The 10,944-nt window shown below is 40.5% G+C and carries 11 protein-coding genes; 7 read left to right on the forward strand and 4 right to left on the reverse strand.

Annotated elements, in window-relative coordinates:
- Positions 1–2: 2 nt before the first annotated feature.
- The 5 genes from AC0N32_RS02050 to msrA all read left to right on the forward strand — a co-directional run bounded on the left by AC0N32_RS02050 (position 3) and on the right by msrA (position 7,008).
- Positions 3–1,208 (forward strand): PepSY-associated TM helix domain-containing protein, encoded by a 1,206-nt coding sequence (locus AC0N32_RS02050; protein ID WP_476392214.1) that lies wholly within the window; start codon positions 3–5, stop codon positions 1,206–1,208.
- The gene (locus tag AC0N32_RS02055) at positions 1,205–3,322 is read left to right on the forward strand and encodes a TonB-dependent receptor (protein ID WP_476392215.1); all 2,118 of its coding nucleotides are present in this window, start codon (positions 1,205–1,207) and stop codon (positions 3,320–3,322) included. Before AC0N32_RS02050 ends, AC0N32_RS02055 begins: the two co-directional genes overlap by 4 nt.
- Before the next feature lie 165 nt (positions 3,323–3,487).
- Positions 3,488–4,699, forward strand: a complete 1,212-nt coding sequence (locus tag AC0N32_RS02060; RefSeq protein WP_476392216.1) for a PepSY-associated TM helix domain-containing protein — start codon at positions 3,488–3,490, stop codon at positions 4,697–4,699.
- Between the two features lie 87 nt (positions 4,700–4,786).
- A complete protein-coding gene (locus tag AC0N32_RS02065; protein WP_476392217.1) occupies positions 4,787–5,755 on the forward strand; it encodes an ROK family protein in 969 nt (322 codons plus the stop codon).
- Between the two features lie 701 nt (positions 5,756–6,456).
- On the forward strand, positions 6,457–7,008 hold the full coding sequence (gene msrA / locus AC0N32_RS02070) for a peptide-methionine (S)-S-oxide reductase MsrA (RefSeq protein ID WP_476392218.1): 552 nt from the start codon (positions 6,457–6,459) through the stop codon (positions 7,006–7,008).
- Between the two features lie 44 nt (positions 7,009–7,052).
- Here msrA and AC0N32_RS02075 read toward each other — a convergent pair whose 3' ends face one another.
- The 4 genes from AC0N32_RS02075 to AC0N32_RS02090 form a co-directional block, all read right to left on the reverse strand.
- Positions 7,053–7,325 (reverse strand): hypothetical protein, encoded by a 273-nt coding sequence (locus tag AC0N32_RS02075; RefSeq protein WP_476392219.1) that lies wholly within the window; start codon positions 7,323–7,325, stop codon positions 7,053–7,055.
- A 19-nt stretch (positions 7,326–7,344) separates the two neighbouring features.
- The gene (locus tag AC0N32_RS02080; protein ID WP_476392220.1) at positions 7,345–7,800 is read right to left on the reverse strand and encodes a GNAT family N-acetyltransferase; all 456 of its coding nucleotides are present in this window, start codon (positions 7,798–7,800) and stop codon (positions 7,345–7,347) included.
- The gene (yihA, locus tag AC0N32_RS02085; RefSeq protein WP_476392221.1) at positions 7,793–8,416 is read right to left on the reverse strand and encodes a ribosome biogenesis GTP-binding protein YihA/YsxC; all 624 of its coding nucleotides are present in this window, start codon (positions 8,414–8,416) and stop codon (positions 7,793–7,795) included. The genes AC0N32_RS02080 and yihA overlap by 8 nt, the downstream gene beginning before the upstream one ends.
- A gap of 64 nt (positions 8,417–8,480) precedes the next feature.
- Positions 8,481–9,242 (reverse strand): alpha/beta fold hydrolase, encoded by a 762-nt coding sequence (locus tag AC0N32_RS02090; protein ID WP_476392222.1) that lies wholly within the window; start codon positions 9,240–9,242, stop codon positions 8,481–8,483.
- Between the two features lie 272 nt (positions 9,243–9,514).
- Between AC0N32_RS02090 and mraZ the strand changes: the two genes are divergently transcribed.
- Together mraZ and rsmH are read left to right on the forward strand one after the other, a co-directional pair.
- On the forward strand, positions 9,515–9,973 hold the full coding sequence (gene mraZ, locus AC0N32_RS02095) for a division/cell wall cluster transcriptional repressor MraZ (RefSeq protein WP_476392223.1): 459 nt from the start codon (positions 9,515–9,517) through the stop codon (positions 9,971–9,973).
- Positions 9,974–10,016: 43 nt separating this feature from the next.
- A complete protein-coding gene (rsmH, locus tag AC0N32_RS02100; protein ID WP_476392224.1) occupies positions 10,017–10,910 on the forward strand; it encodes a 16S rRNA (cytosine(1402)-N(4))-methyltransferase RsmH in 894 nt (297 codons plus the stop codon).
- The last annotated feature ends 34 nt before the right edge of the window (positions 10,911–10,944 follow it).

Below are 10,944 nucleotides of genomic sequence, written 5' to 3' on the forward strand. Positions count from 1 at the left end.
GCATGAGAAAGAAGCATCACCATAAAAAAAAGCCTTCATGGATCAAAAAATGGTCTGCCAAACTGCATCTTTGGTTGGGTTTGTGCGTTGGTCTGATTGTTTTTATAGTATCCCTGTCAGGAACTCTTTATGTTTTTAAAGATGAAATTCAGCATCAATTAAGGAAGAATGCTTATGATCTTAATGCTGAAACGATTAGGCAAAACCCATTACCAATTGAGGTTTTAAAGGATAAAGTTACTTTTGAACTGAACGAAAAATACCCGGTGACTTCCGTTGAAATTCCTTTAGACAAGACAAAATCTTATGAATTCTGGTTTTATGAAAAAGATAAAAATGCCTGGAATTATTTTGAGGAGGTAAAAATCAATAAGCTGGTCTATGTAAATCCGTATAACGGCGAAATCCTTGGGGTTTATAACGAAAAGTATGATGTTTTCCCGATCCTTAAATCTATTCACTGGAGTTTACTTTTAAAAACAGACTGGGGGAAATATGTCGTAGGAATCCCAGTGGTGCTGTTCATTATCATGCTGATCACCGGAATTATCCTTTGGTGGCCTAAAAACAGGAAAGCAGCAAAAGGACGCTATTCATTCGTCTGGAAAAATGTAAAAACCTGGAAGCGTAAAAACTACGACCTTCATAATGTTTTGGGGTTTTATGTTTCATTTATTGCCCTGTTATTAAGCTTATCCGGAATTTATTTCTCGTTTCCATGGGTGAAAAATGTTTTTAATCTGGCATTATCCGGATCTTCGGAACTTCCGAAAGAAAAAGTAATAAAATCCCCGGACTCGCTATCTGTAAAAAGTCCTGAAATCTTCGATCTTACTGCACAAGAGGCAAGAAAAAAATATCCCGCCTATTCAAGCTTCCGGATCCCGTTGAATGGAAAAACTAAAAAAGGAAAAGAATTAAATAATATCCCCGTCACGGTATACGGAGAAGACGGAAAATTTGCCATAAGAAGTCAGCTTGTTTTTGATAAATATTCAGGAAAACTGCTGATGAATAAATCTCACGATCAGCTAAACAATGCAGAAAAATACGCCAATGCCAATTATGATATCCATACAGGTTCGTATTTCGGCATTTTCGGAAAAATAATCTGGTTCATCGCAGGGCTTCTCTGCACCTCGTTACCGGTAACCGGATTTTTGATATGGCTAGGTAAAAAAAAGAAAAAAGGAATCAAAAACTCATGAAAAAGACCATTTTAGCAGCAGCTGCATTATCTTCTGTCAACATTTTTGCACAGCAGAAAGACTCTCTTCAGGTAAAAGATGTGGATGAAGTTGTATTAACAGCCTCCAGAAAGAAGGAGAATATTAAAGAAATTCCAGGTTCTGTAACCATTGTCAATCAGAAGCAGATCCAGTCGCAGCTTACCGTCAATTCGGACATCAGCAACATTTTGCAATATACGGTTCCCAGTCTTGCCACAAGTTCCGGAACAACGACCAACAGTGGACAGACACTCCGAGGGAGACAGGTTTTGGTTTTGATCGACGGAATTCCGCAATCGACTCCTTTAAGAAACGGAGCAAGAGACATCAGATCTATCGATCCTTCGGTCATTGAAAGAATTGAAGTGATTAAAGGAGCTACTTCCATCTACGGAAACGGATCAGACGGAGGAATCATCAACTATATCACCAGAAAAAGCACGGGTGATAAAAAGATCTCAGGAATTTCACAGGTCGGTATTACCGGGCAACCTTACGGCGGAACTTTAGGATTCAGGGCGAGTCAGCTGCTTTCCGGAAAAATTACTAAAGATTTCGACTATGTTGCGTCATTCGCTTACGAAAGAACCGGATATCTCAAAGATGCCAACGGAGACAATCTGAGCCCGACATACAGTACCGCAAAAATGAACAATTATAACGGAATGCTGAAGCTGGGCTATAATTTTAATGAAAACAACAGACTCGAAGCTTCCTATATCGGTTATGCTTCAAAATCTGAGTTGGATTTAGGCCTCAAAACAGGAAAATACGGAGTAACACCAACCATCGGTGAGGGCCTCGGAAAAGGTCTGGAAACCACCCCGCAAGGAACACCGAGAAATCATAACCTCAAGCTCAGCTACGACAACAAAAGGCTATGGCAGGGAACTTCCCTTAACGTCAACCTCTATATGCAGGATTTTAGAACGGTATATGGATACAGCGACACTTTTTTCAACGGCGGACAGTCTAATGTTATCTCGAAAAAATATGGAGCACGAGCCAATTTCGACACCCAGCTATGGAACGCTCAGAATTCGCAAGGTGAAGTCATTTATGGAATCGATATTCTTAATGACCAGACCGTACAGAAGCTGGAAGACGGCCGCTACTGGACCCCTGATATGAACATGACAAATATTGCCCCTTTCATGTTAATGAAAATCGATCTCTTTAAAAAACTGATCCTCAAAGGAGGTTTACGCTATGAAAATATTAAAGTGAAAGTCGGGGATTTCAATACACTGTCTTCGATTAAAAACGACGGAACTTTTACCCAAAGTATTTTTGTGAAAGGCGGAGATCTTGAATATAACGCCCTGGTAGGTAATATCGGATTCCGGTACAACATCAATCCGGCCATTAATATTTTCGGAAGTTTCTCTCAGGCATATTCCATCAATGAACTGGGCCGGATATTGAGAACCTCAACCTCAGACACAATCAATAATCTCGAGACAAAACCCATTATTGTCAATAATTACGAATTAGGTACTACCGGGCAAATTACCAGCTGGCTTAATTATGAGGTGACTTCCTATGTGAGTACCTCAAAGCTGGGTGCTTCTTTTGTTCAGAGTGCCGACCGTTCATTGACCATCCAGCGCGCACCGGAAGTGGTGTACGGGGTAGAAGGATTTTTACATTTCTCCCCTGCACGATGGATCAATTTCGGAGGAAGCTACAGCTGGATCGAAGGAATCACATCACCAAAAGATGATGGCGATTATTCAACCAAAATTAACAACAGCAGAATTTCCGCACCAAAAATTCTCGCGTATGTTCAGGCTAGGCCTTTGCAGAATTTATCCGTAGGGCTGGATATGCTTCACATCTTCGGACAGGATCGGTTCCAGCCTAATACAAAGACCGGATTGTATGCCTACGGAGAAGGAAAGGTACCAGAATACACCGTCATTAACTTTAAGTCAAGTTATGATATCAACAAGATCTGGAAGCTTTCTCTGGGAATTGAAAACCTTTTCAATACCCTTTACCAGCCGCCGATCGCGTGGTGGGCAGCACGGGACAGCGACTTCGCCAATGCACCGGGAATGCGGGGAACTTTTATGATTGAATATAAATTTTAAAACAGATTTTATTTAAATATCATCTCAAAAGCGCTTCATCTGACTCTCATGATGAAGCGCTTTTGTTTATGCATTATATGGATAGGAAAAATATCAGTAAAATTCCTTAATTGTAAGTATTCTAAATAAAAATTAAGCATTACCTTTGCCCCACGTAAGGATATCATGAGAAAAAAGCATCATCATAAGAAAAAACCAAGTGCATTTAAAAAATGGACCGGCAAGCTTCATTTGTGGTTTGGTCTGGGAATTGGGTTTCTGATTTTTATCATTTCCATTACCGGAGCTTTGTATGTTTTTAAAGATGAGGTGGAAAATTTTACCCGGAAAGATGTTATTTATCACAACGAAAAAAATATAAACCAGAAACAGGTTCTTCCGATACGTGTCTTGGAAAAGTCTGTTGTAGCGCAGGTAAAAGAAAAATATCCCGTTCACTGGGTCAATATCCCGATCGACAAAAAGATGTCTTATCTTTTCTACTGGTACGAGCATGATCCCAAAGGCTGGAACTATTTTGATGAATTCCCGATCTATAAAGTCGCTTATGTAAATCCTTATAACGGAAAAGTCTTAAGAACCTATGATGAGAAAAACGGGTTTTTCCAGATCGTTAAAATGATCCACTGGAGTTATCTGCTGAAGCAATCCTGGGGGACCTATCTCGTGGGAATTCCCGTGATTATTTTTGTCATCATGCTGATCTCCGGAATTATTCTCTGGTGGCCTAAAAATAAAGCCGCCAGAAAGCAACGTTTCTCCTTTAAATGGAAAAATGTGAAAAGCTGGAAAAGAAAAAATTATGATCTTCATAATGTTCTTGGTTTTTACGCTTCTATTTTTGCTTTAATATTTTCGATTACAGGGTTATTCTATGCGTTCTTCGTCGTTCAGGCTGCGATTTACTTTATTTTCTCCGGAGGCAAAACAGCTTATCCTGATTTCTCATCCATTAAAACCAAAGCTCCCATCGAATGGAGAACGGAGGGTACTTTAGATAAGATCAGCAATACGGTAAAAGCAAAATACCCCGATTCCTATGGTTTCTCTATTGATCTCGGCCATGAACATATGGACGATCATGAGCATCCGAATTTTGAAGTTTATGTGAAACATTTATCCTACTCTTATCATAAAAGCAGCAGTCTTATTTTTGATGAAAACTCGGGAGAATTGCTCCATACTCACGACATGAAAGACAAAAATTTCGGGGAAAAAGCAGTCGGAGCCAATTACGATATTCACGTAGGTGCCATTCTGGGACTGCCGACAAAGATCATTGCTTTCCTGGTGAGCCTTGTATGTGCCTCATTACCAGTGACCGGATTTATGATCTGGTGGGGAAGAAGGAAAAAGAATACCCTGAAAACAACATAATATTTTTTTTAAATAAAATGCTGCTTAATCGTCTAATAATAAGATCTTTTTTATAATTTTAACCTTTTACAATTATTAAGAAGAGAAATGTCATTAGTAGATTTGTCAAAACACGTTGCGCTGGGAATTGATATTGGCGGGACGAATACAAAATTTGGAGTGGTAAACCACAGAGGTGAAGTTCTGGAGAAAGGAAACATCCGGACAGATGCCTACCCTACCGTAGAAGAGTATATAGATGCTTTATACGAGGCTGTTCGTCCGATGATCGATAGCCACGGAAAAGAGAAAAATTTTGATGGGATCGGAGTAGGAGCTCCAAATGCCAACTACTATACAGGAACGATAGAGCAGGCGCCCAACCTTCCCTGGAAAGGCATCATTCCGTTTGCGGATCTGATGAAAGCCAAATTCGGACTGCCTTGTACCATCACCAATGATGCCAACGCGGCAGCCATCGGAGAAATGCTTTTCGGAGCTGCAAGAGGGATGAAGGATTTCATCATGATTACCTTGGGAACCGGCGTAGGAAGTGGGATTGTTGCCGGCGGTAAGCTGATCTACGGACATGACGGATTCGCAGGTGAACTGGGACATACCATCGTAAAGCCAGGTGGAAGAAAGCACTGGAGTACAGGTTCTGAAGGTTCTCTCGAAGCCTATGCTTCCGCAACAGGGATTGCCATCACCGCCAAAAAGATGCGTGCTGAATTTCCGGAGTCGATGCTGACGCAGTATCCTGAAGAGTCGATCAACTCAAAAACCGTTCATGAATGTGCATTGAAAGGAGATGCGATCTCTATAGAGGTTTTCAGGTATACCGGGCAAAAGCTGGGAGAAGCGCTGGCGAATTTTGTTATGTTTTCGTCCCCTGAAGCGATTCTTCTGTTTGGTGGAGTGATTAAAGCCGGGGATTTTATTTTAAAGCCTACAAAACTGCACATGGAGCGAAATTTACTGCCGATTTTCAGGAATAAAGTAAAACTGGTATTCAGTGAACTGGATGAAGCAGATGCTGCTATCTTGGGAGCAAGTGCCCTGGTTTGGGAGAAATAATTGAAATTTATTTACATAGATACAAGCATCCTTTTTAAGGGTGCTTTTTTATTGATAAGTATTTTAACACAAAGAGGAATATCGCGCTGATTCTTTTTTTTCTCTGGAAATTTTACGGGTTAATGGATTCTTTGCGCTAAATACTCCCGCAGATTTGCAGATTGAGCAGATCTTTTTTTAACGCAAAGGAAAAATGGTTACCGCTGATTTTAGAAGGCAAAGGCAATACATTGCTGCGCGAAGCTAACGTAAACTTCATCAATCAGTGTGCTGATTCATTTTTTGTTCTCTGGAAATGTTACGGGCTACTAGATTCTTTTTGTTAAATACTCCCGCAGATTTGCAGATTGAGCAGATCTTTTTTTTTAACGCAAAGGAAAAATGGTTATCGCTGATTTTAGAAGGAAGGCAATAATTGCTGCGCGAAACTTGGACGTGCGCTTCATCAAATCAGCTTGCTGATTCTTCCTTTGCTCACTTGAAATCTGCAGATTCAGAATTAAACCTTTGCGTTAAAAAAAAACTCCCTAGGTCAAAATTATTTTTAATGTCAAAAATAATTTGTCTCATCTATAGCTCCGATTTGGTTTTAGAAGCCGGATCGAGCGTGAAATTGAAAAACTTTTTCCTATTTTTGATCTGTTTTTTTTCACGGATATTCCGAATTCAGAGAATATATTTAATTCAATAATCAACAAAAAATGGACAACAATAATTTAGAACAGATCACATTCGGAGGTGGTTGCTTCTGGTGCGTGGAAAGCTGCTTCAATATGCTGAAAGGGGTGCAGTCGGCTGTTTCAGGATATTCGGGAGGTCATAAAGACAATCCTACTTATGAGGAGGTGTGTACCGGTGAAACGGGTCATGCAGAGGTGGTACAGATCACCTACGATCCGGCTGTGATTTCTTATGAACAGCTGATGGATGTTTTCTTCTTTCTTCATGATCCTACCCAGCTGAACAGGCAGGGGAATGATATCGGCACGCAGTACCGTTCGGTCATTTACTATAAGGATGATGCTGAAAAAGCAAAAGCGGAAGAAGCGATCGAAAGGTCTAAGCAGTCCGGAAGATGGCCGGGAACTTATGTAACGGAAGTGACAAAATTTGAAAAGTTCTGGCCTGCCGAACAATATCACCAGGGATATTACAATGAAAATCCTACACAGCCTTATTGCAGTGCCGTGGTCGGGCCAAAAATCCAGAAATTCAAAAAGCATTTCGGTGAACTTGGAATGCTGAATGAGTAATATAATAGATGAGGGCTGTTTCACAATTTGAGACAGCCCTTATTTTATCTAAAACATTGCTTATTTAATCCGGACATTGCTTTATATACTTTGGCCAAAGCTATATTTGTTTTTGCCGAAGCTTTATCGGGTTGAGACAAAGGCTTATCTATTTTGGCGGATGCCTTATGTGTTCCGGCGGATGTTATATTTATTTTTGCCAAAGCTTTATCGGGTTGAGAGGAAGACTTATTTACTTTGGAAGATGCCTTATCTATTCCGGCGGACACCTTATTGATTTTGGATGCTGCCTCGTGTACATTGAAAAAGGCTTTCATCAGTCTGAAAGCCTCTTTATTATTTTTTCTGATAAAACATTTCCGTGTGCGGAATGTCGTCTTCAAGGTATTTTTTGCCGGTATCTTCAAAACCGAAAGCTCCGTAAAACCTCAGTAGATAATCCTGTGCGGAAATTCTTACTTCAGAGGTGTGAAAACGGGCTTCAATGGTGTCGAGCGCATATTGTATCAGTTGTTTTCCCAGGTTCTTTCCGCGTGCCTTTCCGGTGGTAAGAACTCTTCCGATGGAGGCTTCAGGATATTTAATTCCCTTATCGAATATCCGGCAGTAGGCTAATACGTCCCCATTTTCTTCCGCCCAGATATGGATGGCTTTCTGGTCATAATCGTCGAGGTCCGGATATGGGCAGTCCTGTTCTACGACAAAAACATCGATTCTTGCTTTTAGAACGTTGTATAATTCAGGAACGGTAAACTCGTCGAAACTTTTGATCTTCCAGATTATGTTACTCATCGAAACTTACGTTATTATTGGCCAGGAATTCATTGGTTTTCTGGATGAAATTGAGGATTTCGTCGCATCCTTCTTTCTTCTCGGCTGAGGTTACATAAATCTCCGGAAGATCTTCCCAGGTTTTGTGGAGTTCGGCTTTGTAGTCTTCCACGTTTTTTATAGCGGCGTTGGGTTTCAGCTTATCTACTTTGGTAAAGACAATCGAGAAGGGAACACCGCTTTCCCCGCACCACTGGATGAATTCCAGGTCAATGGCCTGGGGTTTGTGGCGGGAATCTACCAGCACAAAGAGATTGACGAGATTTTTCCTGTTGAGGATATAATTGGTGATCAGCTTTTCAAAATCTTTTCTGATCGACTTTGACACTTTAGCGTAGCCGTATCCCGGTAAATCGGTAAGATACCAGCTTTCATTGACCAGGAAATGATTGATGAGCTGTGTCTTTCCGGGGGTCTGCGAAGTTTTTGCGAGGTCCTTATGGTTCATCATCGCGTTGATGAGTGAAGATTTTCCGACGTTGGATCTTCCGATAAAAGCATATTCCGGAATATTGGGTTCCGGGCATTCCTGCCATTTTCCGCTACTCTTTACGAAGTTTGCTGTTTTAATAACCATTTTTGAAATATTTTTAGAAAAACAAACCATTAAGAAAAGTTCTTAATGGTTTATATATTTTAGTTTAAACTTTATCTTTTAACCAGCTGTAGAGAATTTCGTTGAATTCATCCGGTTTTTCCATCATGGCTGCATGGCCGCAGTGTTCTATCCAGAACAGATCCGAATTCGGAATGAATTTGTGCATGTCCTCCGCGACCTCGGGAGGGGTGACATTATCCTGTCTTCCCCAGATCAGGCAGGTGGGCGTGAGGATTTTCGGCAGGTCATGAAGCATATTGTGCTTGATGGCACTTCTTGCGAGCATGACGGTTTTAATGCCCTTCATTCTGTCGTTTACCACCGAAAAAACTTCATCTACAAGATCTTCGGTTGCAATGGCAGGATCATAGAAAACTTCTTCTGTTTTCTTTCTGATATAGGAACGGTCGTTCTTTCTGGGAAAACTGTCCCCGAATGTTCTTTCATATAACCCTGAACTGCCGGTAAGGACAAGATTTTTTATTAAATCAGGTCTTGCCAGCGTTAAGATGAGCCCGATATGGCCTCCCATGGAGTTTCCGACGATCGTAACCGGAGCATCGATGTGCGTTTCTATGAATTTAGCGATATATTTTGCTATTGTGGTAAGATTGGTATTGAGTACGGGCAAATCGTAGATCGGCAGCTGAGGAACGTAAACTTTGAATCCTCTGTCTGAAAAAAAATCCACCATCTTATCGAAATTACTCAACCCACCCATTAAACCGTGCAAAAGCACTAATGGATGTCCCTCTCCCGCCTCAACGAAGGTATATTTCTTTTCTTTTTTTGTACTGAATATCATATAATGCCTTAATAAAGCCTTGCAAAAATACAAATTAAACCTCAAAAATATTTTGATAAGCCTAATTTAAAATAAAAATAATATACCAAAGTCTTTTTTAAAGCTTTTTTTCTCAAACACTTTACTATGGCTTAAATAACAAGTTGCACAACAATCATCATACCAGTTTATTATGTGCCTGAATTTCAATCTTTGATAAAACTTATCAACATTAAGGCAAAAAGTGGGAAAAAGTGGGAACTTTTGGAAATTATTATATAAATTTGTCCCAAATGAAAAATTTCATTGGAACATATGAGTGTAAAATCGATGATAAAGGCCGCTTAAAACTTCCTGCATCATTGATTAAACAAATGGAAAACTTCGACGACAAGGCGTTCGTAGTCAAGAGATCCGTGTTCCAATCCTGCCTGGAAGTTTATCCGATGAATGCATGGGATAAAGTGATGGGCAAAATTAATAAACTAAACAGATTCATTAAAAAGAATGCTGATTTCATTAGAATGTTTACGGCAGGCGTAAAAACAGTGGAGCTGGATAATGCAGGGAGGCTTCAGGTCTCAAAAGATCTTATGACTTTTGCTGCTCTTCAGAAAGATGTTGTAATTACCAGTGCGGGCGAACTTTTTGAGATATGGGATAAAGAAGCTTACGAAAAAGTGATCTCCATTAATGAAGAAGATTTTGCAAGCCTTGCCGAAGATGTAATGGGCGCCTTCGATGAAGAATAACGAGCTGATTATTAATTAAAAAGCTAAAAAACACAACTTAAACATGTATCATAACCCCGTTTTGTTGAAGCAAAGTGTAGATGATTTGGTAACGAATCCGGACGGAACATACGTGGACTGTACTTTTGGCGGCGGCGGCCATTCAAGAGAGATATTGAGCAGGCTGTCTGATAAAGGCAGGCTTTTCAGTTTTGATCAGGACCTGGATGCCCTAGAAAATACAATCGACGACTCGAGGTTTATCCTCATCAATCAGAATTTCAGGTTTCTGGAAAACTCGTTGCTGGTATATGGGGTCTCACAGGTTGATGGGGTTTTGGCTGATCTTGGGGTTTCATCCCACCAGTTCGATGAAGCCGACCGGGGATTTTCAACAAGGAGCAACGCGCCTCTGGATATGAGAATGAATGTGATGCAGAGCCTGGACGCAAAAAGGGTGATTAATGATTATGATGAAGAGCAGCTGGCCGATATATTTTATTACTACGGCGAACTGAGAGAGGCCCGAAAATTGGCCAGGGATATTGTTCACCACAGAAAAATAAAAAGCATAGAAACGACGGAAGACCTGAAGAAACTTTTCAGTTATCTCCCGCCTCATAAAGTGAATAAATTCTATGCGCAATTGTTTCAGGCGATCAGGATCGAGGTAAACCAGGAACTGGAAGTGCTGAAGGAAATGCTGGTGCAGGCTTACAATGTGCTGAGGTCGGAAGGCAGGCTGGTTGTGATTTCTTATCATTCTCTGGAAGACAGGCTGGTGAAAAGATTTTTGAAAAACGGAATGTTTGAAGGGGAACCGGAAAGAGACATTTATGGAAATTATAAGAAAGCTTTTGAGCTGGTAAAGAGTAAAGCCATTATTCCTGACGATAAGGAAATTGAGGAAAACTCCAGAGCCAGAAGTGCAAAAATGAGAACCGGGATTAAAGTGTAAAAAAGTGAATGGTGAATCGTCAATGCTGAATTTA

It is taken from the genome of Chryseobacterium endophyticum, from assembly GCF_056333165.1.